The organism is Duganella lactea (assembly GCF_009857505.1).
GTDB classification, from domain to species: Bacteria; Pseudomonadota; Gammaproteobacteria; order Burkholderiales; family Burkholderiaceae_D; genus Rugamonas; species Rugamonas lactea.
Map to the genome: position 1 here is coordinate 12,444 of NZ_WWCP01000027.1, position 23,107 is coordinate 35,550.

The 23,107-nt window shown below is 65.7% G+C and carries 18 protein-coding genes; 6 read left to right on the top strand and 12 right to left on the bottom strand.

Annotation, left to right across the window (positions count from 1 at the left end):
• Window position 1 precedes the first annotated feature (1 nt).
• Genes kdpB through GTP44_RS28260 form a run of 4 tightly spaced genes read right to left on the bottom strand, consistent with a single transcriptional unit; the run spans window position 2 to window position 4,118 of the window.
• Complete coding sequence (kdpB, locus tag GTP44_RS19140) at window positions 2–2,134, bottom strand: potassium-transporting ATPase subunit KdpB (protein WP_308494378.1); 2,133 nt, start codon at window positions 2,132–2,134, stop codon at window positions 2–4.
• A gap of 9 nt (window positions 2,135–2,143) precedes the next feature.
• Complete coding sequence (gene kdpA / locus GTP44_RS19145; protein WP_161020675.1) at window positions 2,144–3,931, bottom strand: potassium-transporting ATPase subunit KdpA; 1,788 nt, start codon at window positions 3,929–3,931, stop codon at window positions 2,144–2,146.
• Window positions 3,931–4,020: a potassium-transporting ATPase subunit F gene (locus GTP44_RS19150; RefSeq protein ID WP_160989313.1), complete on the bottom strand. Its 90-nt coding sequence runs from the start codon at window positions 4,018–4,020 to the stop codon at window positions 3,931–3,933. The genes kdpA and GTP44_RS19150 overlap by 1 nt, the downstream gene beginning before the upstream one ends.
• Window positions 4,017–4,118: a potassium ABC transporter ATPase gene (locus GTP44_RS28260; protein ID WP_371867273.1), complete on the bottom strand. Its 102-nt coding sequence runs from the start codon at window positions 4,116–4,118 to the stop codon at window positions 4,017–4,019. Before GTP44_RS28260 ends, GTP44_RS19150 begins: the two co-directional genes overlap by 4 nt.
• Window positions 4,119–4,352: 234 nt before the next feature.
• On the opposite strand from GTP44_RS28260, the gene GTP44_RS19155 reads away from it, so the two are divergent.
• Window positions 4,353–4,907 carry a hypothetical protein gene (locus GTP44_RS19155; RefSeq protein WP_161020676.1) on the top strand — a complete coding sequence of 185 codons (555 nt, stop codon included), beginning with the start codon at window positions 4,353–4,355 and terminating at the stop codon, window positions 4,905–4,907.
• Between the two features lie 36 nt (window positions 4,908–4,943).
• Here GTP44_RS19155 and GTP44_RS19160 read toward each other — a convergent pair whose 3' ends face one another.
• Together GTP44_RS19160 and GTP44_RS19165 are read right to left on the bottom strand one after the other, a co-directional pair.
• Window positions 4,944–5,702 carry a TorF family putative porin gene (locus tag GTP44_RS19160; RefSeq protein ID WP_161020677.1) on the bottom strand — a complete coding sequence of 253 codons (759 nt, stop codon included), beginning with the start codon at window positions 5,700–5,702 and terminating at the stop codon, window positions 4,944–4,946.
• A 61-nt stretch (window positions 5,703–5,763) separates the two neighbouring features.
• Window positions 5,764–6,030 carry a hypothetical protein gene (locus GTP44_RS19165; protein ID WP_229256985.1) on the bottom strand — a complete coding sequence of 89 codons (267 nt, stop codon included), beginning with the start codon at window positions 6,028–6,030 and terminating at the stop codon, window positions 5,764–5,766.
• A 264-nt stretch (window positions 6,031–6,294) separates the two neighbouring features.
• Here GTP44_RS19165 and GTP44_RS19170 point away from each other — a divergent pair, with 264 nt between their 5' ends.
• Both GTP44_RS19170 and parC read left to right on the top strand, forming a co-directional pair.
• Window positions 6,295–8,292, top strand: coding sequence for a DNA topoisomerase IV subunit B (locus GTP44_RS19170; RefSeq protein WP_161020679.1), 1,998 nt, complete (start codon window positions 6,295–6,297; stop codon window positions 8,290–8,292).
• A gap of 253 nt (window positions 8,293–8,545) precedes the next feature.
• Window positions 8,546–10,837: a DNA topoisomerase IV subunit A gene (gene parC / locus GTP44_RS19175; RefSeq protein ID WP_161020714.1), complete on the top strand. Its 2,292-nt coding sequence runs from the start codon at window positions 8,546–8,548 to the stop codon at window positions 10,835–10,837.
• Between the two features lie 88 nt (window positions 10,838–10,925).
• Here parC and GTP44_RS19180 read toward each other — a convergent pair whose 3' ends face one another.
• The 5 genes from GTP44_RS19180 to GTP44_RS19200 form a co-directional block, all read right to left on the bottom strand.
• Window positions 10,926–11,393: a hypothetical protein gene (locus GTP44_RS19180; RefSeq protein ID WP_160989307.1), complete on the bottom strand. Its 468-nt coding sequence runs from the start codon at window positions 11,391–11,393 to the stop codon at window positions 10,926–10,928.
• Window positions 11,394–11,486: 93 nt separating this feature from the next.
• Entirely contained in the window at window positions 11,487–12,893 is a 1,407-nt protein-coding gene (locus tag GTP44_RS19185) for an IgA Peptidase M64 (RefSeq protein ID WP_161020680.1), read from the bottom strand.
• Window positions 12,894–12,964: 71 nt separating this feature from the next.
• A complete protein-coding gene (locus GTP44_RS19190) occupies window positions 12,965–14,194 on the bottom strand; it encodes a cyanophycinase (protein ID WP_161020681.1) in 1,230 nt (409 codons plus the stop codon).
• 71 nt (window positions 14,195–14,265) lie between these two features.
• Window positions 14,266–15,549: a cyanophycinase gene (locus tag GTP44_RS19195; protein ID WP_229256340.1), complete on the bottom strand. Its 1,284-nt coding sequence runs from the start codon at window positions 15,547–15,549 to the stop codon at window positions 14,266–14,268.
• 165 nt (window positions 15,550–15,714) lie between these two features.
• Window positions 15,715–18,453, bottom strand: coding sequence for a TonB-dependent receptor (locus tag GTP44_RS19200; protein WP_161020682.1), 2,739 nt, complete (start codon window positions 18,451–18,453; stop codon window positions 15,715–15,717).
• Window positions 18,454–18,613: 160 nt separating this feature from the next.
• On the opposite strand from GTP44_RS19200, the gene GTP44_RS19205 reads away from it, so the two are divergent.
• Entirely contained in the window at window positions 18,614–19,753 is a 1,140-nt protein-coding gene (locus GTP44_RS19205; protein WP_161020683.1) for a succinylglutamate desuccinylase/aspartoacylase family protein, read from the top strand.
• 11 nt (window positions 19,754–19,764) lie between these two features.
• Complete coding sequence (locus GTP44_RS19210) at window positions 19,765–21,162, top strand: YfcC family protein (protein WP_229256339.1); 1,398 nt, start codon at window positions 19,765–19,767, stop codon at window positions 21,160–21,162.
• A gap of 19 nt (window positions 21,163–21,181) precedes the next feature.
• Here GTP44_RS19210 and GTP44_RS19215 read toward each other — a convergent pair whose 3' ends face one another.
• Window positions 21,182–21,610, bottom strand: coding sequence for a GNAT family N-acetyltransferase (locus GTP44_RS19215; RefSeq protein ID WP_161020684.1), 429 nt, complete (start codon window positions 21,608–21,610; stop codon window positions 21,182–21,184).
• Between the two features lie 95 nt (window positions 21,611–21,705).
• Here GTP44_RS19215 and argH point away from each other — a divergent pair, with 95 nt between their 5' ends.
• Window positions 21,706–23,100 (top strand): argininosuccinate lyase, encoded by a 1,395-nt coding sequence (gene argH / locus GTP44_RS19220; protein ID WP_161020685.1) that lies wholly within the window; start codon window positions 21,706–21,708, stop codon window positions 23,098–23,100.
• Window positions 23,101–23,107: the final 7 nt, after the last annotated feature.

The window sequence follows — 23,107 nt, forward strand, 5'->3', positions numbered from 1 at the left end:
GTTAAACGAGATTAAGCGCGGCCAGCAGCATATCGATGGCCTTGATACCAATGAACGGCAAAATGATGCCGCCCACGCCGTACAGCAGCAGGTTGCGGCGCAACAGCGCCACCGCGCCGATCGCCCGGTACTGCACGCCCTTCAGCGCCAGCGGAATCAGCACCACAATGATCAAGGCGTTGAAAATCACCGCCGACATGATGGCCGACGACGGGCTGGCCAGGCGCATGACATCCAGCGCCTTCAACTGCGGATAGGTGCCGACAAACGCCGCCGGAATGATGGCGAAGTACTTGGCGATGTCGTTGGCGATCGAGAACGTGGTCAGCGAACCGCGGGTCATCAGCATCTGCTTGCCGATTTCAACGATCTCCAGCAGCTTGGTCGGATTCGAATCCAGGTCGACCATGTTGCCGGCCTCCTTGGCGGCCTGGGTGCCGGAGTTCATCGCCACGGCGACATCGGCCTGCGCCAGCGCCGGCGCGTCGTTGGTGCCGTCGCCGGTCATCGCCACCAGGCGGCCCTCGGCCTGGTACTGGCGGATCAGTTTCAGCTTGTCTTCCGGCGTGGCCTCGGCCAGGAAGTCGTCCACGCCCGCCTCGGCGGCGATGGCGGCGGCGGTCAGCTGATTGTCGCCGGTGATCATCACGGTCTTGATGCCCATGCGGCGCAACTCGGCGAACCGCTCCTTGATGCCGCCCTTGACGATGTCCTTCAACTCCACCACGCCCATCACCCGGCCGCCATCGACCACCACCAGCGGCGTGCTGCCACGGCGCGCGATGTCATCGACGCCGCGCGCGATTTCCGCCGGATACGGCTGCCCCAGCGACTCGACGTATTTGCGCACGGTGTCGGCGGCGCCCTTGCGGATCGCCCGCACCACGCCGGCGGCGGCGCCATCGGCCGGCAGGTCGATGCCGCTCATGCGCGTCTGCGCCGTGAACGGCACGAACACCGCGTTCAGCGTCGCCATCTCGCGTTCGCGGATGTTGAACTTCTGCTTGGCCAGCACCACGATGCTGCGCCCTTCCGGCGTGTCGTCGGCCAGCGAGGCCAGTTGCGCGACATCGGCCAGCTGCTGTTCGGTCACGCCCGGCGCCGGCACGAAGGCCGAGGCCTGGCGGTTGCCCAGCGTGATGGTGCCGGTTTTATCCAGCAGCAGCACGTCGACGTCGCCGGCCGCCTCCACCGCGCGACCCGAGGTGGCGATGACGTTGGCCTGCATCATGCGGCTCATGCCGGCCACGCCGATGGCCGACAGCAGGCCGCCGATGGTGGTCGGAATCAGGCACACCAGCAGCGCGATCAGCACGGTGATGGTGACCGGCGTGCCGCTGCCGGCGGCGCTGACCGAGAACAGTGAAAACGGCAGCAGCGTCACCGTCACCACCAGGAACACGATGGTCAAGGCCACCAGCAGGATGGTCAGCGCGATCTCGTTCGGGGTTTTCTGGCGTTTGGCGCCCTCCACCATCGAGATCATGCGGTCGAGGAAGGTCTCGCCCGGATTGGCGGTGACCCGCACCACCAGCCAGTCCGACAGCACGCGGGTGCCGCCGGTGACCGATGAAAAGTCGCCGCCGGACTCGCGGATCACCGGCGCCGATTCGCCGGTGATGGCGCTTTCGTCGACCGAGGCCACGCCTTCGATCACCTCGCCGTCGATCGGGATCACGTCGCCCGCCTCGACCAGGATGGTATGGCCCTTGCGCAGGTCCAGCGCCGGCGCCGGCAGCCAGGTGGTGCCGTACTTCGGCGTGGCCAGCTTCTTGGCGGTGACGGTTTGCTTCAGGCTGCGCAGCGACGCCGCCTGCGCCTTGCTGCGGCCCTCGGCCAGCGCCTCGGCGAAGTTGGCGAACAACACGGTGAACCACAGCCAGACGGCGGTGGCGACGATGAAGCCGGCCGGCGCCTCGCCGTGGCCGGCCAGCGCCTGCGCCGCCAGCAAGGTGGTGATGATGCTGCCGACGTAGACCACGAACATCACCGGGCTGCGCAACTGGGTGCGCGGGTGCAGCTTGCGGAAGGCGTCAACGATGGCCGGCACGGCCAGCGCGGCGTCGAACATGCGCAGCTTTTTGGCCGGCGCATTGGTAAAGAGGGTCATCTCTTTTGGGGTGGCTTGTGACATGATGAATCCTTATTGGGCAAACAGCTGCAGGTGTTCGACGACCGGGCCTAGCGCCAGCGCCGGCACGTAATTGAGCACGCCGACCAGCACCACCACGCCGCACAGCAGGGCGATGAACATGCCGCCGTGGGTCGGCATGGTGCCGGCGTTGGCCTCCAGCCGCTGCTTGCCGGCCAGCGAACCGGCGATCGCCAGAATCGGCACGATCATGGCGAAGCGGCCGAACCACATGGCGATCGCCAGCATCGTGTTATAGAACGGCGTGTTGGCCGATAGCCCGGCAAACGCGCTGCCGTTGTTGTTGGCGGCCGAGCTGAAGGCGTACAGGATTTCCGAGAAGCCGTGCGCGCCCGGATTGGCGATGCCCGCCTTGCCGGCCTCGCACAGCACCGCGATGGCGGTGCCGGCCAGCACCAGCGTCGGCGTCACCAGGATGGTGATCGCGGTCATCTTCATTTCATACGACTGGATTTTCTTGCCCAGGTATTCCGGCGTGCGGCCGATCATCAGGCCGGCGATGAACACCGCCATGATGGCGAACACCAGCATGCCGTACAGGCCGGAACCGACGCCGCCGAAGATCACTTCGCCGAACTGCATCAGCAGCATCGGGATCAGGCCGCCGACCGGGGTCAGCGAGTCGTGCATGGCGTTGACCGCGCCGCACGAGGCGGCGGTGGTGACCGCCACGAACAGCGATGAGGCGCTGACGCCGAAGCGGGTTTCCTTGCCCTCCATGTAGCCGGCCGACTGGTCGACGTTGAGCGCCTGCAAGCCCGGATGCGCGGCCTGCTCGGTGCCCATCACCACACAGGTGCAGACCACGAACAGCAGCGTCATCGCGGCCAGCACCGCCCAGCCCTGACGCTGGTCGCCAACCATATGGCCGAAGGCGAAGCACAGCGCGGTCGGGATCAGAAAGATCGCCAGCATCTGCACGAAATTGGTCAGCGCGTTCGGGTTCTCATACGGATGCGCGGAATTGGCGTTGAAGAAACCGCCGCCGTTGGTGCCCAGCATCTTGATCGCTTCCTGCGAGGCGACCGGGCCCATGGCGATGGTCTGGGTGGTGGCGGTCAGCGTTTCGGTGACCGGCTGGCCCTTGGCGTCCAGCACCGGCTGGCCGGCGGCGTCCACCTTCGGCTGACTGTAGGTGACCGGATCGAGCAACGGCACTTCCTGATACGGCTTGAAGTTCTGAATCACGCCCTGCGCCATCAGGAACACCGCCAGGATCAGCGACAGCGGCAGCAGCAGGTACAGCGTGGAGCGGGTCAGGTCGACCCAGAAGTTGCCGATCGACTTGGCCGAGCGCGACGCGAAGCCGCGAATCAGCGCATAGGCGACGGCGATGCCGGTGGCGGCCGAGAAGAAGTTCTGGCCGGCCAGCGCCAGCATCTGGGTCAGGTAGCTCATCGCCTGCTCGCCGCTATAGCCCTGCCAGTTGGTGTTGGCGACGAAGCTGACGGCGGTGTTGAAGGCGGAATCCGGGCTGATATTGGCCATCGCCTGGGGATTGAGCGGCAGCCAGACTTGCACCCGCTGCAGGCCGTAGGTGACCAGCGCGCCGATCACGCTGAACAGCAGCAGCGAGGTGGCGTAGGCTTTCCAGCCCTGGCCTTCGGCCGGGTTGACGCCGGCCACGCGGTAAATCAGGTGTTCGATTTTGCCCAGCCAGCCCATGCCGGGGATGGCGCGGCCGTCGCCGACGCGGGTCAGCAGCTTGCCCAGCGGCCAGGCCAGCACCAGCAGCACGGCCAGAAAGACGATCAGCAGGATCAGGGATTGCGCGGTCATCACAGGTCCTCCGCTTTCACCAGCGCCACCACCAGGTAGACCAGCAGGCCGGCGGCGGCGATGGCGCCGATCAGATAGAACGTGTTCATGGCTGGCCTCCCATTTGGCCCAGCTTGTCGCAGCCGGTGGCCAGCGCCACCGTCAGCAGGTAGAACAGCGCCATGGCGCCGATAAATACTAAGTCCATCACACCCTCACAGGTCTTGTTTTGATGGAGTCAAGCTTAGCCAGATCGGTCTAAAGATTTTGTAAAGACTTGCTGGCGGGGTGTAAACAAAGCGTAAAAATTTACGCCTTCTTTACGCGCGGCGGGCGACTCTTTAGGCCATTTTTACAGCGCCTTGGCTACGCTGGTTTCATCGCAACGACTTTTGAATATCATGACTTCTTTACACTGTTCTTTACACTGCATGGGGGCCCTATGATCGTCGCCCTGACTGGTGTGGATGGCGACAGCGCCGTCGCCGATCTGGCCGAGGACCTGGCCATGCTGCGCGTGGCCGCCGGCAAGCGCGTGCTGCTGGTGTCGCCCAATCCCGGCCCCTACGATCCGCGGTTGTTCGATGATCTGGTCATCGACCTGTCGCTGCGCGGTCAGGATGCGGCACCGGCGCGGGCGAGCGTGATCCTCGCCCTGCTGCGCCCGGAAACGCTGGAGCGCGACGGCTGCGCCGAACTGCTGGCGCGCTTGAAGGTGATGCAGAGTGGGAACCCGGCGGCGCGGGTACTGGTGGCGGTGGCGCATGGCCGCCGGCCGCTGACGGCGCATCAAGCCGGCTGTGTGCTGGTGTTCGTGGCGCAGCTGCCGCAGGCCCGGCTGGCCGACACGCTGGTGCTGGAAGACGGCCAGGACACCTACCACTCCCGCCACAGCGCGCTGGAACCGCAAGCCTACAAACAGGACCACAAACTGTGCGCGCCAGAAGTACGTCACCTCTACCGGGAGGTGTTCCTTGCCCTGGCGCGCCGGCCTTAACGCTTAATTAACGCTTAATTAACGCTTAATTAACGCTTAAAAGACTTTGCTGATCATCAGCTGCACGGCGTTCTTGCCGAGGAACTTGCCATTGGCGGCCGAGGTATAGGCCGCCTCGTTGGCATTGGTGCCGACCAAGGCCAGCGCGCCGGTGAGCACGCCGAAGTCTTTGCTCACGCCCAGCTTCCAGTCGGTGTAGGAGGCGGTGTCATTGTGCTTGACGTTCTGGCGGCCGGCATGCAGGTTGACGGTCAGGCCCTCGCCCGCATCGATATTGGCGCCGATGTCCAGATAGCCGCTGTTCTTGCTGTCGGCAAAGCCGAACAGATTGGTCACCGCGAGCGAATACTTGATATACGCCGGGCCATAACCCAGCTGGCCATACACCTCGCTGGTGTTGGCGCTGACCGGCAGTTTATTGTCGGCATACACATAGCTCAGCACGCCAACGTCATACGACACCTCCGTCGACAGTTGCCCGCGCTTGCCGGCATACAGATCCAGCTCAACGTTGCCGTCGCCGCCGGCATCCTTGACCCACGTGATGGTCGACGCCCAGGCGCCAACATACAGGCCGGACGGGTTATTCACGTAGTCGGCGCCGCCCTGCAACGCCGGTTGCAGGCGCGTTTGCGAGATGCCGCGATAGCGGTAATCGCTGACCACCGCCGCGTTGAAGCTGACCGCGTTTTCCGGCTCGGCGGCCGGTGCCGGTGCCGGCGCAGCCTCCTGCGCATGAGTGGTCTGGGCGGCGAAAACCGCGGCGATGGCGGCGGCAAGTACAAACTTTTTCATAAAACTTCCTATCAGTGGTTGAAAACTTCGCGGTACGGTACGTCCACGTCCATCTCGGCGCTCATGCCGAGCGCTGCGCCAGCGCCGTCAGGCGGCCGAACTCGGCCCCCGGCAAGGCGCGCATCACCGCCTCCATCACCTGCGCCGCCAACGTGCGGGACAGGCATAGCCAAACCCGCACACGGGCGCCGTGGTCACACGCCTCGACCCGCATGAATTGCAGCGCATCACCGCAGGTGCGCGCCACCAGCGCCCGCAACTCGCTCAGCGCGGTGGTGTCCACCGTCAGCTGCATCAGGCACTGGCGCGGGACGCGGGCACGCGTCAAGCCGCTCCGGGAGGAACGGTGCGACGCGGCGGGTGTTGGGAAAAAGGCGGGCATGGCTGACCTCCGGGTGGACGTTTCGATACAGGAAAGCTTAGCCATGACTTCGTAAAAACGGTCTAAAAAGACAGGCTGGGCCTGTAAACATCGTGTATAAATTGCGCACTGCGCAATTTTTGCCGCCTTCCACCGCAGTTGAGGATAGAATACGCAAACAATCTGCGAACTGTACATAAACCCAGTATCAAAAACACAAGCTGCTCACGTATGGCCACCAAAAAACCCGTTTCCGACTATAGCGAATCATCCATCCGGGTCCTGAAGGGACTGGAACCTGTCAAGCAACGTCCGGGGATGTATACCCGCACCGAGAACCCGCTGCACATCATCCAGGAAGTGATCGACAACGCCGCCGACGAAGCGCTGGGCGGCAATTGCAACAACATCATCGTCACGCAGAACGCCGACGGCAGCGTCACCGTCGAGGATGACGGCCGCGGCATCCCGGTCGGCCTACACCCGGAGGAAGGCGTGCCGACGGTGGAAATCGTCTTCACCCGGCTGCACGCCGGCGGCAAGTTCGACAAGGGCAGCGGCGGCGCCTACGCGTTTTCCGGCGGCCTGCACGGCGTTGGCGTGTCGGTCACCAATGCGCTGTCGAAGCGGCTGGAGATCACCGTCTGGCGCAAGGAGCCCAACGGCACCGGCCTGCACCATCTGGTATTCGAGCACGGCGACGTCACCGAGCCGCTGACCTCCGTGGTGGCGCCGCGCGACGGCAAAAAATCCGGCACCAAAGTCACGGTGTGGCCGGACGCCAAATATTTTGATTCCGCCGCGATCTCGCCAACCGAGCTGCAACGGCTGCTGCGCTCGAAGGCGGTGCTGCTGCCAGGCGTCACGGTCACGCTGAACAACGCCAAGAGCGGCGAGTCGCAGACCTGGCGGTACAACGACGGCCTGCGCGGCTACCTGACCGAGGCGCTGGCGCAAAGCACCGACGGCGAGACGCTGATCCCGCTGTTCGAGGGCGAGCAGTTCGCCGGCGCCGACGCCGAAGGCTTCGCCGAAGGCGAAGGCGCGTCGTGGGTGGTGGCGTGGACCGAGCAAGGCGCGATCGTGCGCGAATCGTATGTCAACCTGATCCCGACGCCAAACGGCGGCACCCACGAATCGGGCCTGCGCGACGGCCTGTACGGCGCGGTGAAAAACTTCGTCGAAATGCACTCGCTGCTGCCGAAGGGCGTCAAGCTGCTGCCGGAGGACGTGTTCGCGCGCGCCTCGTTCGTGCTGTCGGCCAAGGTGCTGGACCCGCAGTTCCAGGGCCAGATCAAGGAACGCCTGAACTCGCGCGACGCGGTGCGGCTGGTGTCGACCTATTCCAAGCCGGCGCTGGAGCTGTGGCTGAACCACCACGTCGACTACGGCAAGAAGCTGGCCGAGCTGGTGATCAAGCAGGCGCAATCGCGCCTGCGCTCGGCGCAGAAAGTGGAAAAGAAAAAATCCTCCGGCGTGGCGGTGTTGCCGGGCAAGCTGACCGACTGCGAATCGACCGATGTCGAGCGCACCGAACTGTTCCTGGTCGAGGGCGACTCGGCCGGCGGCTCGGCCAAGATGGGCCGCGACAAGGAATTCCAGGCCATCCTGCCGCTGCGCGGCAAGGTGCTGAACTCGTGGGAGACCGACAAGGACCGGCTGTTCGCCAACAACGAGATCCACGACATTTCGGTCGCCATCGGTGTCGACCCGCACACGCCGAACGATCAGCCCGACCTGTCCGGCCTGCGCTACGGCAAAATCTGCATCCTGTCGGATGCGGACGTGGACGGCTCGCACATCCAGGTGCTGTTGCTGACGCTGTTCTTCCGCCACTTCCCCGGCCTGATCGCCAACGGCAATATTTGCATCGCCCGTCCGCCGCTGTACCGGGTGGACGCGCCGGCGCGCGGCAAGAAGCCGATCCAGAAGCTGTACGCGCTCGACGACGGCGAGCTGACCGCCATCGAGGACAAGCTGCGCAAGGATGGCCTGAAGGAAGGCGCGTGGTCGATCTCGCGCTTCAAGGGTCTGGGCGAGATGAACGCCGAGCAGCTGTGGGAAACCACGATGAACCCGGACACGCGGCGCCTGCTGCCGGTGGCGCTGGGCGGCTACGGCCTGCATGAATCGGCCGCCCGCTTCAACATGCTGATGGGCAAAGGCGAAGCGGCCGCGCGCCGCGCCTGGATCGAAGAACACGGCAACGAAGCCGACGCGGATATTTGACGCGCACTACACAAGCATAGACATCATGACTCAAGCAAATCTCTTTGACGAACCGGCGCCGGACGACAGCAAGGCCGCGCCAGCGCCACAGCCCGGCGCCACCGATCATCCCGTGCTCGCGCCGCAACCGGCGGCCGCCCACGACCAGCCAGCCCCTGTCCTCGCCGAGGGCGACACCGACACCGACGCCGGCGGCGATGGCGATGGCGGCGGCGGCCATAACGGCGGCAGTGGTGGCGGCGGCGACGGCGGCATGTTCAGCGGTGGTGGCAACGGCGGCGACGCCCTGACCCTGTCCACCTTCGCCGAGCGCGCCTACCTCGACTACGCCATCTCGGTGGTCAAGGGCCGCGCACTGCCGGACGTGTGCGACGGCCAGAAGCCAGTGCAGCGCCGCATCCTGTACGCGATGAACGAAATGGGCCTCAACAGCGCCGCCAAGCCGCGCAAATCGGCCACCGTGGTCGGCGACGTGCTGGGCAAGCTGCACCCGCACGGCGACCAGTCGGTGTACGACGCCATGGTGCGCATGGCGCAGGACTTCTCGCTGCGCTACCCGCTGATCGACGGCCAGGGCAACTTCGGCTCGCGCGACGGCGACGGCGCGGCGGCGATGCGTTACACCGAGGCGCGCCTGACGCCGATCGCCAAGGTGCTACTGGACGAAATCAACCAGGGCACGGTCGACTTCCAGGCCAACTACGACGGCTCGACCGAGGAACCGTGCCTGCTGCCGGCGCGGCTGCCGATGGTGCTGCTGAACGGCGCCTCCGGCATCGCGGTCGGCCTGGCCACCGAAATCCCGTCGCACAACCTGGGCGAAGTGGCGCAGGCGGCGGTGTCGATGATCAAGAACCCGAAAATCAGCCACAGAGAACTGATGGCGCTGATCCCCGGTCCCGACTTCCCCGGCGGCGGCCAGATCATCACGCCGGCGCAGCAGATCGCCGACATGTACGCCACCGGTCGCGGCTCGATGAAGGTGCGGGCGCGCTGGAAGATCGAAGAACTGGCGCGCGGCCAGTGGCAGGCGGTGGTGACCGAACTGCCGCCGGGCACCTCGTCGCAGAAAGTGCTGGAGGAAATCGAAGAGCTGACCAATCCGAAGGTCAAGCTGGGCAAGAAAGCGCTGACGCCGGAACAGCTGGCGCTGAAATCGCTGATCCTCAACTCGCTCGACGCCATCCGCGACGAATCCGGCCGCGCCGCGCCGGTACGCCTTGTGTTCGAGCCGAAATCGAAGAACCAGGACCAGACCGAATTCATGCTGCTGCTGTTGGCGCACACCTCGCTCGAATCGTCGGCCTCGATCAACCTGGTGATGATCGGCGGCGATGGCCGGCCGCGCCAGAAGGGCCTGACCGACATCCTGCAGGAATGGATCACGTTCCGCTTCGCCACCGTGACCCGCCGCACGCAATTCAAGCTGGGCAAGGTCGACGCGCGCATCCACATCCTGGAAGGCCGCCAGACCATCCTGCTCAATATCGATGAAGTGATCCACATCATCCGTAACTCGGACGAACCGAAGGCGGCGCTGATCGAACGCTTCAAGCTGTCCGAGACCCAGGCCGAGGACATCCTGGAAATCCGCCTGCGCCAATTGGCGCGGCTGGAAGCGATCAAGATCGAACAGGAACTGGCCGAGCTGCGCAAGGAACGCCAGACGCTACAGGATCTGCTGGACAACCCGGCATCGATGAAGCGCGCCATCATCAAGGAAATCGAGAGCGACGCCAAGGTGTATGGCGACGCCCGCCGCACGCTGATCGAAGAGGCGCAAAAAGCCGTGGTCGAGCAGAAGGTGGTGGACGAACCGGTGACCGTCATCATCTCGGAAAAAGGCTGGATACGGGCGCGCGGCGGCATCGGCCACGACGCCACGCAGTTCACCTTCAAGGCCGGCGACACGCTGTACGGCGCGTTTGAATGCCGCACGGTCGACCACCTGCTGGCCTTCGGCAGCAACGGCCGCATCTACTCGGTGCCGGTGGCGGCCCTGCCGAACGCGCGTGGCGACGGTGTCCCGGTGACGACCTTGATCGACCTGGCGTCCGGCTCGCGCCTGCTGCACTACTTCGCCGGCAACGGCAACACCCGCCTGCTGCTGGCCACCAGCGCCGGCTTCGGCTTCGAAAGCAAGGCCGGCGACATGGTCAGCCGCAACAAGAGCGGCAAGGCCTTCCTCACGCTGGACGAAGGCGACAGCGTGCTGCCGCCAACCGTGATCCCGGACACGGCCAGCGCGGTCGCCACGCTGTCGTCCGGCGCGCGGGTGCTGGTGTTCGGCATGGACGAAATGAAGGTGCTGACCAACGGCGGCCGCGGCGTGATCCTGATGGAGCTGAACGACAAGGAAACCCTGATAGCGGCCAAGCCGATCAGCCAGAAAGGCGTGACCGTGGTCGGCATCGGCCGCGGCGGCAAGGCGCAGGAAGAGAAGCTGTCGGCGTCGGCGCTGGCGGTCCACTTCGGCAAGCGCGCGCGCAAAGGCAAGGAACTGGCGACGCGCATCAAACCAAGCGGCCTGGTCCCGATCGTGTAAAAAAACGGTGTCAGGTCTGACAAAAGCACACGGCCTCAACTGCTACGCAGTTGAGGCCGTGTGCTTTTGTCAGACCTGACACCGTTTTTTAGTGCTTGGCGGCGGCTTCTTTCACTTCGGCGTCGGCCTTGGCTTTGACGGCGGCCGTTTTGTTGGCGGCCAGGGCTTTGTCTTCGGTGGCGTCAACCGTGGCTTTGATCGCTTTGGCGTCGGCTTTCACCGATTTTTTCTCGGCTTTTTCTACCGCTTTGGCAACCTCTTTGTCACCCTTGGCGGCGGCCTTGGCCTTGTCTTCAGGATCGGCCTTGGCGACTTTTTCGTTGGCCTTGGCTTGCTCCACGGTGACCTTGGCTTGCTGCTCTTCGTGCACCTTGTCGGCCTTGGCGATCGCTTTGTTGGCTTTCTTGTCGGCCTTGGCGTCAGCCTTGGCTTCCTTCTGCTCGGCCTTGGCGATGTCCTTGCTCGCTTCGACCTGGGCCTTGGCGACGTCGGCGGTTTGTGCGTAGGCGGCGGTGGCGAACAGGCCGGCGATCAGAGTGGCGATGATTTTGCTCATGGTTTTCTCCCTTTCGGTGTTGTTGAGTGCGTGAGACACACTTTATGCTCACGCCGCCGCACACTCTGTACGCTAACGTACTCAATTGCCTGATTACCTTGTTGGCCGGGAATACAGGTCGATGATGGTGGTGATCGCGTCGGCGCACACCGAGCAGAATTTGTCGCTGCGGTCGAACATGATGCACTGCATTTCAGGTCGGTAGTAACCGGTGGCTTCGTAGTTGGCGCCTTCGAACGCGCCCACCGTGTGCACGTGCGGGTCACGCGAGAACAGCGCGCTGCTTTGCGTCAGGTCGCGCTGGAACAAGGCGCTCATCTCGGACTCCGGGCGCTGGTTGGCGCGCAGCGCGGCGCGCTCTTTCTGGTACGCGCGCGAGGCGGTTTCATACGCTTCCTTCGGCCACGGCGTCGGCAGCGGCGTGCCTTCCTTGATGAATTTTTTCCATTTCAGTTGGGCCGGGTCGCGCAGCGCGGTGGCGTTCGGTTCCCATGGTTCGCGGCGCTCGCCGCCGGTGGCGTAGGCCACCGGCGAGGTGTAGTACTCGTCGGCCAGGCCGGCGAAGTGGTGGCCGAATTCGTGCACGAACAGGTAGTTGGCCCAGTCGTTGCCGGCCGCCGCCGTGCTGAACTGGCCGAAGATGCCGCCGCCGCCGTAGGTGTCGTTGTTGACCAGGATTTCGATGAATTCATAGGGCGCGTATTGCGCCAGTTCGCGCAGCGCGCGGTTGTCGGTGGTCAGCACGTAACGCTCGCTGCCGAAGATGTCGTAGCGCGTGCCCAGCGGCGACTCCTTGTGCACGCCGGTCGATGGGCGCGAGACGCCCGATGCGCTGGTCGGGCGGGCGATGGCCCAGACGTTGAAGTCGTTGGCGCGCTCCTTGAACGGCGAGGTGGCGAACAGATGGTCGGCCAGGCGACGCGCGTCGGCCTCGAATTTTTTCATGTCGGCCTGGGTGTAGCCGTCGCCGACGATCAGCAGGTCGACCTTGTCTTCCGACGGGCCGTTGACGCGGATGCCGATCGGCTTGACCGGCGCCGGCGGCTGCTTGCGGATCACGTCCATGGCGTTGGGGTCGACGCTGGTGGTCCACACCACCGAGAACAGATTGCGCTCGTCGCGCTTGAGGATGCGGACCTTGACCGGCTGCTCAGGCAGCGGGAAGCGCACCGATTCCTGGAAGCCGCGGTCGGCGCGCGTGGCCTCGTCGGTGGTGCGCCATTCGGCGAAGATGGTGGAGAAGCCGCGCGAATACAGCAGCTTGCCGGTTTTGGCGTCGACCACTTCGACCAGGTTGTTGCCGCGGTTGGTGGGGTCGAGGGTTTGCGACAGGTTGCCGGGCCACGGCAGCGGTTCGATCACCACACGGTCGATGGCGTAGTGTTCGTCCAGTGCGTTGCCGCTGTGGAGGTAGTCGAGGCGCATGGTGGCGGGTTGGGCGGCCAGCGCGGTGGCGCTGATGGCGCACAGCGCCAGCAGGGAGGCGAGTCGGCGGAGCATGGGGGTCCTGATGGTGGGGTGGAAAGTGTGCGGTATTGTAATGCGGTGGACGCGTGGCGTCACCGCCGTGCTTATTCGGGGCGCGGCGCTTGGCCGAGGTCCAGCGGGCGGATGTCGAGGCGCAGGTTGAGGATGGAGTAGCTCGGCGGCGCGACCGAGGCGTAGGCGACGCTGTCGCGCGTTTTGCTCAGCGTGAACTGGAACACCAGCTCAGGCAGCGGCGTGCCGCGGCCGCTGGTGGCGATGCCGATCGCTTCGCTGCGGCGGTTGTTGATCAGGCTTTCCATCAGCTGCACCAGCGCGTTGCGGCCCAGGATGTCGGGCGAGAACACCGGGTCGGCCACCAGATCCTTGTGCGGCTTGAGCCGCCGCCCGGCCTTGGCCTTCGACGGCGTGAAACCGTGCGTGGTCAGGTCGTAGATGTCGCCGTTATCGAGATAGCTGATCACCGCGTTGGCGATGTTGAAGCCGGCGCTGGCGGGGTCGGTGGTGGCGCGCGACAGGTCGACCAGCAAGGCGCCCTTGCTGCCGACAATTTCCACCCGGCGCCGGCGGTCGACCACCATGGCGGTGTTTTCGTCGATGCCCAGGCCGTACTTGTAGCCCTTTGTCAGCATCGCCGGAATCATCCGCGCGAAGCGTCCGCGCACCAGAAAGTGCTGGTCGACAAACACGTCGTCGCCGATGAAGCCGAGGCCGGGGGCGATTTCCTCACCGTCGCGCACGCCGCCGCGCAAGGTGGCGAACACGGTCTTGGGCGCGTAGAACATGGTGCTGCTCATCACCGCCGCGCCGGCGCTGTTGCCGGCCACCACGCCGCCCTTGCGGTAGACGTCCCACACCGCCTCCAGCACGGCGCTGCGGCTGCCGTCGGCGCGCACCAGCGCCTGGGTGATGCGCGCCTGGTCGCCGCCGGAGAAGAACACGCCGCCGGCGCCGCGCACGGCGTCGGCCAGCAGCGGGTCGTCGGCGGCCTGACGGAAGTCGCTGTCGGCCAGCTTGACCGCCAGCGGCACCTGGAAGGCGTCGGCGCCGTAGCGCTTCAAATAGTCGACGATGGCGGCGGCCACCGGCGCCGGGTCGGCCGCCGCCGACGCGAACACGGCGATGCGCGCGCCCTGGCCGCCGGCCAGTTGCACGATGCGTTGCCAGACGGCGTCGTTGTCCGGCCGCAGCCCGCCGCCGATGATCACCAGCGAACCTTGCGGCTCATCGGCGGCGGCACCCGCGCCGGCACCCGCGCCCGGCGGCACGGCCAGCATCAGCACCAGCGGGAACAGGCAGCGGAACAACATGCGCATCGGCTTCTCCAAAGAAAAACGGGACGCCGCCTCGCTGGAGGCGCCGTCCCGTTAATATACCTTAAGCCGGACTAGCGGTAACGATATAAGGGCTGCTGTAACTGAATCGGCCGGATGTCCATGCGCAGCTTGAGCACCGAATACGCCTCGACCTCGGTGCCGGCGTAGCCGACGCTGTTGATGGTCTTGGAGAAGCGGAACTCGAAGCCCAGGTCGGGGTTGAAGTCGCGCGGGTTGCCGAAGGCGATGCCGATCGCCTCCTGCTGGGCATTGTCGATCAGGTTGACCATCAGGTCCAGCACCGCGTTGTTGCCGAGGATATCGTTGGTATAGACCGGCTCGCGCGTGTCCGGCTGGTTCGGATCGAGCTTGTTGTCGGCCTTGTCCGGCGACGGCGTGAACTCGCGCGAGACCAGATTGAACTTGTCGCCGCGATCGAGGTAACTGATGGTGGCGTTGGAGATGTTGAAGCCCTTGATGCCGCGGTCGGTGATCGCCGCCGACAGGTCCAGCAGCAACGCGCCGCTGTAGCCGATGATCTCGACGTCGCGCTTGGCGTTGACCACCATGGCGGTGTTCTCGTCGATGCCGAGGCCGATCTGATAGCCCTTCTTCAGCATCACCGGGATCATGCGCGCGAAGCGGCCGCGCACCAGCAGGTGCTGGTCGATGAACACGTCCTCGCCGATGAAGCCGAGGCCGGGCGCGATCTCGTGGCCGTCGTTGACGCCGGCCTTGAGCATGTCCAGCGTCGACTTGGCGTCGTAGAACATGGTGGTGCTCATGATGGCGGCGCCGGCGCTGGAGCCGGCCACCACGCCGCCGTCGCGGTAGACGTCCCACACCGCGTCCAGCGCGGCCGTGTGGCTGCCGTCCGGGCGCACCAGCGCGCGCGTGATGCGCGCCTGGTCGCCGCCAGTGAAGTAGATCCCGGTGGCCGAATGGATCATCGCCACCGTCTCCGGGTCCTCGGCGGCCTTGCGGTAGTCGCTATTGGGCCAGGTGACGCCGAGCGGAATGGCGAACGCCTGCGCACCGTACTGATTGAGACGGTTGACGGTGGCCTGGGCCGCCGCCTCGGGGTTGATCGAGGCGCCGCCGAACACGCCGATGCGCGCGCCCTTGCCGCCGGCCAGTTGCACGATGCGCTGCCAGACCTCGGCGTTCTCGGTGCGCAGACCGCCGCCGATGATGACCAGATTGCCCGCCGGCGGCGCCAGCACCGGCTTCGGTGGCGGCACGGCCTTGGCCGGTTTGCTGGTCTTGCCCGGCACCTGGACCTTGGGCACCGGCGTGGCCGCGGCGGCCTGCGCGGCGCCCGCCAGCGCCAGCAGCCACAGCATGCACCAACGCATGCACAGCCCCTGGAGCGTAAAACCAGTTAATTTCATGTTGCCCTTCCGATGAAAACCGGCGCCGGGCTAGCGCCGGGCGCCGGGCGTTACCGCCGCTTGTTGTTGCTGATTACTGCTAATTGCTACTGATTGCCAGATGATACCAAGCTATTGCTTAAAAGCGCATTACTTGAAGGCGTAATTTACACTAGCAAACAAACGACGGCCACGCACATCGGTATAGGTCGGGTCATAGCCGGAGATGAAATGATAGGCCTGATTGGAGAACGGCGGCGCCCGGTCGAACAGGTTCTGCAGGCCGGCGCGCAGTTTGAGCGCCTTGCTGGCCTGCCACGAGCCGGTCAGATCCCACAGCGAGTAAGAGCTGACACGGTTGGCCGCCACCACCGTGCCGTCGTCGGTGTTGATCGCCGAGTTCTGGTCCTCGTAGCCGCTGGAGAAGGTGTTCGACAAGGTGGCCGCGAACGGGCCGTTGTCCCAGTCCAGCGTGATGGTGTGGCGCCAGCGCTGCACCACGCCGTCGGTGACGAAGCGGCCCAGGTTGCTGACATAGGCGGCCCCCTTCTCGTTCTGGATCTTGGAGTCGGTGACATAGGTGCCGCTGAGGCGGCCGCCGAAACGGCCGGCCCAGGTCTGCACGCCCTTGTAGTCGATCGTCAGGTCGAGGCCGGCGGCCTTCTGGGCGCCGCGGTTTTCCTTGTACAGGTCGATGTAGTCGATGTAGCCGTCCTCATCGCGGTGGATCAGGTTGGCGTACTTGGTCTGGTTGGCCAGCAGGACGTCGTCGCCGACCTCGGCGATCAGGTCGGTGCGCTTGATGTTCCAGTAGTCCAGCGACAGCAGCACCTGCTTGCTTGGCTGCAGCACCATGCCGAGCGAGAACTGGCGGCTCTTTTCCGGCTTCAGGTTGGGGTTCGAGTGGCGGTGGGTTTCCCAGTTGTCGGCACAGTCGGCGTAGTTGTTGTCGACCGTGGCGCAGTAGACCGGGTCCGGCAGCGTGGCGGTGGCGCTGACCTGGGTCGGGCGGTACAGGTCGGTCATCGATGGCGCGCGGAAGCCGCGGCCGGCCGAGGCGCGGAACAGCATGGTCTTGGTCGGCATGTAGCTCAGGCCCAGTTTCGGGCTGGCGGCGCCGCCGACCACCTCGTAGTGGTCGTAGCGCGCCGACAGCTGCGCTTCCAGTTGCTTGGTCAGCGGCAGCAGCAGCTCGCCGTACGCCGCCTGGATCTTGCGGCTGTAGCTGGTGGCCTGGCCGCCGTCCGGCGCGCTGTCGTTGTTGATGTTGTCGCTCATCAGCAGCGCCGACGGGTTGAATTCGGTCTTCTCGCGGCGCGCCTCGCCGCCGACGGCCAGCATGGCGTCGCCGCCGGCCAGCGCGCCGACCGCGTGCGAGACCTTGAAGTCGACCGAGTCCATGGTGCCGCGCGCGTGGCGCACCTCGTCGTTGACCTGGATGCTGTTGATCAGATCGCGGCCGGCCTGGCTGGACGGGCCGAACGGGTTGATGACGCCCGAGGCGATGCCGGCCTGCAGCTCGTTGTACAGCAGGTAGCCGTGGGTGTCGCGGTCGCGCACCACGTTGACGCTGTGGTTGAGGCCGACGTCATAGTCCCAGCCGTTGCGGCTGCCGCTCCAGCCGACCACATAGCGCTGGCTTTCGCTGATCAGCTCGGAGGTGCGGCGGCCGGCCTCGTTGAGCCGCACGCGCAGCTCGATCTCGCCGTCGCCGCCGGCCTCGTCGGAGGCCAGGTCGTAGCCGGCCAGCGCCGGGATCTTGCGGTAGTCGATGGCGGCGGTGGTGCGCGCCGACGACGCCACATACCAGGTCTTGGCGCGGCTCAGCGCGACCTCGGCGTACAGCTGGTTTTCGGCGTCCAGCTGCAGCACGCCGCGCGACAGCAGATTGGCCTTCTCGGATTTCGGATACAGCTCGGTGTCGCCCATGTAGTTGTAGGTGCAGGCGTCGACGCCGCCGATGCCGTTGGGCAGGTAGACGTTGGCCGGCGCCGAGCAGGTCGGCTGCGACAGGTTGATCAGGCGGTTGGTGATCGGCTTGCCGTTGATGGTGAAGCCCTGCGCTTGCAGATAGTCGCGCTGGTCGCCGGTCAGGCGGATATTGGCCGGCGACGTGAAGCCCGACAGCAGGTGCGGCAGGCGCTCGGTGATGTGCAGGTCGTCGATGAAGCCGCGCTGCGCGCTCGACAGCCGGCCGGTGCGCTGGAAGTCGGCCACCGCGAACACGTTGTAGCCGTCCTTGGCGAGGTCGCCGTGGCCGAGGCTGAGGCTGGCGGTGCGCTTGCCGGCGCCGCCCTCCTCCGTCTTCAGGCCGTAGACGTTCAGCTCGACGCCCTGGAAGTCCTTGCGGGTGATGAAGTTGATCACGCCGCCGATGGCGTCGGTGCCGTACAGCGCCGAGGCGCCGTCGAGCAGCACTTCGACGCGCGCCAGCGCGGCCGACGGGATGTTGTTGAGGTCGACGCCGGTGTCGTCGCCCGGCGAGGCGAAATTGGCCATGCGACGGCCGTTGAGCAGCACCAGCGTGGACGAGGTGCCGATGCCGCGCAGGTTGGCGCTGTTGAAGCCGCGCTGGTCCTTGCCATCGGTGATGCTGGCGGCGTCGGTCAGGCCGTTGACGTTGGACGACAGCCGCGCCAGGATCTCGGCGGCGGTGGTCACGCCGACCTTGTCGATCTCCTCGCGGGTGATGATCTGCACCGGCAGCGCGGTTTCGGACTCGATGCGCTTGATCGCCGAGCCGGTGATTTCCACCCGCGCCAGCGGCGCCGGCAAAGCAGCGCCGTCGGCGTTCTGGGCGGCGGCGTTGCCGATCAGGCCGGACACGGCGCCGGCGGCCAGGGCCAGGCGCACCGCGCGACGCATGGTGGTGTTGGGTACTGCACGCATATTCTCTCCCCGCTATTCGATCTATAAACAATTCATTTAAACTAACTGTACGCACATGTGGCCGAAAACTCAAGAAAGCCACCCGGGTTTCACCCCGGCGCGATTTACTTTGTGAAAATACTGCGACATACTCAATCCTTCACCGACCTCCGGACTTGCCATGCACGCCATCACCCATTCCCTTTCCGTCGCCGGCGCCCCGGCCGCCTACACGCTGACCAGTTTCCATTTCGGCACGCCCGGCGGCGGCAAGAAGGTGTATGTCCAGGGTTCGCTGCACGCCGACGAGGTGCCCGGCATGCTGGTGGCGCAGTGTCTGCGCCAGGAGCTGCTGGCGCTGGAGGCGGCCGGCAAGATCAGCGGCGAGATCATCCTGGTGCCGGCCGCCAATCCGATCGGGCTGGCGCAGGCGCTGCACGGCGCCGCCTTCGGCCGCTTCGACCTGACCACCGGCGTCAACTTCAACCGCGGCTACAAGCACGTGGCCAACGCGCTGAAGACCTCGCTGGAGGGCCTGCTGGGGCCGGACGCCGCCGCCAACGTGGCGCTGATCCGCCAGCACGCGCGCGCCGCCATCGCCGACTGGCAGCCGGCCACCGACGCCGAGACGCTGAAGAAAACCCTGATGACGCTGGCGATCGACGCCGACATCGTGCTCGACCTGCATTGCGACAACGAGGCGGTGCTGCACCTCTACGCCGGCACGCCGCTGGCCGAGGCCATCGCACCGCTGTCGGCGATCCTCGGCTCGCACGCCACCTTGCTGGCCTACGAGGCCGGCGGCGAACCGTTCGACGAGGCCTGCAGCCGCCTGTGGTGGGACCTGGACCGCCACTTCGAACACCGCTATCCGATTCCGCCGGCCTGCCTGTCGACCACGGTCGAACTGCGCGGCGAGCAGGAGGTCAGTTACGCGCTGGCGCGCCAGGACGCCGCCGGCCTGCTGCAGTTCCTGACGCTGAACGGCGTGCTGCACGCCGACGATCCGGCCGCCCGGGCCGCCGCCGCCGTGCTGCCGGCGCCGCTGTGCGCGGCGACCCCGCTGGAGGGCGTCGAGCCGCTGTACGCGCCGCACGCCGGCATCCTGGTCTACACCCGCGCGTTGGGCGAGCGGGTGGCGGCCGGCGACGCCATCGCCGACCTGATCGACCCGGTCAGCGGCGCCACCACGGTGTTGCGCGCGGAGGTCGAGGGCGTGTTCTTCGCCCGCAGCGCGCACCGCCATGTGATCCGCGGCATGAACGTCGGCAAGGTGGCCGGCGCCCGGGCCTATCGTGAAGGCGACCTGCTAAGCGCATGATGATGACCAAAATGACGACCAAAAAATTCAAACTCCCGCACACCTTCGTCCTGCTGTTCATCATCCTGGCGCTGATCGCGGCGGCCACCTGGCTGGTCCCGGGCGGCAAGTACGAGACGCATCTGGTCAACGGCAAGCAGCTGATCAACCCGGACAGCTTCCACTACGTCGACAGCAATCCGCAGGGGCTGGTGGCGCTGATGAAGGCGCCGATCAAGGGCTTCGTCGAGGCGGCCCAGATCATCGGCTTCGTGCTGATCGTCGGCGGCGCCTTCGCGGTGCTGCAAAAAACCGAGGCGATCGACGCGATGATCAAGTCGCTGGCGCGGGCGCACGCCAGTTCGCGCTTCATCCAGCGCGCGCTGATTCCGGTATTCGTCACCATGTTCTCGATCGGCGGCGCGACCTTCGGCATGAACGAGGAGGCGATTCCGTTCATCCTGATTTTCGTGCCGCTGGCGCTGGCGCTGGGCTATGACACGGTGACCGGGGTGTCGATTCCGTTCCTCGGCTCGCAGGTCGGTTTCTCGGCGGCGTTTCTGAATCCGTTCAACGTCGGCATCGCCCAGGGCATCGCCGGCGTGCCGGTGTTTTCCGGCTGGGGCTACCGCCTGATCGTGTGGGCGATCGCCACCACCGTGACGGTGCTGTTTTTGATGTGGTACGCGGCGCGCGTCAAGCGCGATCCGACGCTGAGCCCGACCTACGCGCTGGATCTGGAGAAGCGCAAGGACTTGCCGGCGGGCGGCGTGCAGGACTTCCACGGCATGACCGGGCGCCACAAGGCGGTGCTGTGGGTGTTCGCCGCGTCGCTGGCGGTGATGGTGTTCGGCGTGGTGCACTACGCGTGGTACATCGACGAGATCGCGGCGCTGTTCCTCGGCATGGCGATCATCATCGGCCTGGTCGGGCGTTTGGATTCGACCCAGATCGTCGAGGGCTTCATGCAGGGCGCGCGCGATCTGGTCGGCACGGCGCTGGTGATCGCGCTGGCGCGCGGCACGCTGGTGCTGGCGCGCGACGCCCACATCATCGACACCATGCTGCACGAGCTGATGCCGCTGGTGCAATCGTCGCATCCGGTGTTCGCGGCGTGGAAGATGTTCGGCATCCAGACGGTGATCAACTTCTTCATCCACTCGGGCAGCGGGCAGGCGGCGCTGACGATGCCGATCATGGCGCCGCTGGCCGATCTGGTCGGCGTGACGCGGCAGACGGCGATTCTGGCGTTCCAGTTCGGCGAGTTCACCACGCCGATGATCCCGACCTCGGGCATCACGGTCGGCGTGCTGGCGCTGGCGCGGATTCCATGGATCACCTGGGCCAAGTGGATGATCCCGCTGCAACTGATCTACGCGGTGCTGGCGCTGGCGCTGCTGGTGCCGCCGTGCCTGATGAACTGGCAGTAGTCAGACTGGTTGCAGGCCATCATCCATTCACATAAACGTCCGGGAAATAGCGCTCCATCAGCGTCGCCGGACGCAACGGGGGCGTGAAACCGTAACGGGCGTACAGCGCGTGCGCGTCGTTGGTCGCCAGCATGAAGCGGCGCAGCCCCTGCAGGTCCGGGTGCGCCATCGCCGCCGCCACCAGCGCCTTGCTCACGCCCTTGCCGCGCGCCGCCTCCAGCACAAACACATCGGCCAGGTAAGCGAAGGTGGCGCGGTCGGTCGTCACCCGCGCAAATCCGACCTGCCGGCCATCCAGATAGGCGCCAAAACACAGCGAATGGTCGATCGCCCGCTGCAACGTGGTCAGCGGCATGCCGCGCGCCCAGGTCGAGCGCTCGCTGAGGAACTGGTGGATCATGGCCACGTCCAGGGCGGCTTTATCGGTGCTGATATGCAATATGGTCATGTTTTCCGTGGCAATAAAGATAAGCTTGACGTATTTTAGGGCAGATGACGGTTTATAATCGCTGTTGATCTTCAGCGACCTTCCCCTATTTGACTATGACTGCACAATTCTCCAAAAAAGCCGAAGCCTGGTCGGCCCGTTTCAGCGAACCGGTCTCCGACCTCGTCAAACGTTATACCGCCTCGGTGTTCTTCGACAAGCGCCTGGCCAAGGCCGACATCCAGGGCTCGCTGGCGCACGCCGAGATGCTGGCCGCGCAAGGCATCATCTCGGCCGCCGACCGCGCCGAAATCGAACGCGGCATGGCGCAGATCGGCGCCGAAATCGACGCCGGCCAGTTCGAATGGCTGCTCGACCTGGAAGACGTCCACCTGAACATCGAAAAACGCCTGACCGAGCTGGTCGGCGACGCCGGCAAGCGCCTGCACACCGGCCGCTCGCGCAACGACCAGGTGGCCACCGACATCCGCCTGTACGTGCGCAGCGCCATCGACGACGTGCTGCAGCTGCTCAACGCGCTGCGCGCCGCGCTGACCGACCTGGCCGAGAAGAACGCCGACACCATCCTGCCCGGCTTCACCCACATGCAGGTGGCGCAGCCGATCACCTTCGGCCACCACATGCTGGCCTACGTCGAAATGTTCGGCCGCGACGCCGAGCGCATGGCCGACGCCCGCAAGCGCGTCAACCGTCTGCCGCTGGGCGCGGCCGCGCTGGCCGGCACCACCTTCCCGATCGACCGCGCGCGCGTGGCCAGGACGCTGGGCTTCGACGACGTCTGCCACAACTCGCTGGACGCCGTGTCCGACCGCGACTTCGCGATCGAGTTCACCGCCGCCGCCTCGCTGATCATGATGCACATCTCGCGCATGTCGGAAGAGCTGATCATCTGGATGAGCCCGCGCGTGGGCTTCATCGACATCGCCGACCGCTTCTGCACCGGCTCGTCGATCATGCCGCAAAAGAAAAATCCGGACGTGCCGGAACTGGCGCGCGGCAAGACCGGCCGCGTGTTCGGTCACCTGATGGGCCTGCTCACCTTGATGAAGGGCCAGCCGCTGGCCTACAACAAGGACAACCAGGAAGACAAGGAGCCGCTGTTCGACACGGTCGACACGCTGGTCGACACGCTGCGCATCTTCGCCGACATGGCCGGCGGCATCACGGTCAAGCCGGACAATATGCGCGCCGCCGCGCTGCAGGGCTACGCCACCGCCACCGACCTGGCCGACTATCTGGTCAAGAAGGGCCTGCCGTTCCGCGACGCCCACGAGGCCGTGGCGCACGCGGTGCGCGCCTGCGACGCGCTGAAAATCGACCTGGCCGAGATGTCGCTGGAACAACTGCGCGCCTACTCGCCGCTGATCGAGGACGACGTGTTCGCCGTGCTGACGCTGGAGGGCTCGGTGGCCGCGCGCGATCACGTCGGCGGCACCGCGCCGAACCAGGTAAGGCTGGCGATCGCCCGCGTGCGTGCGCAACTGACGTAACACGCCG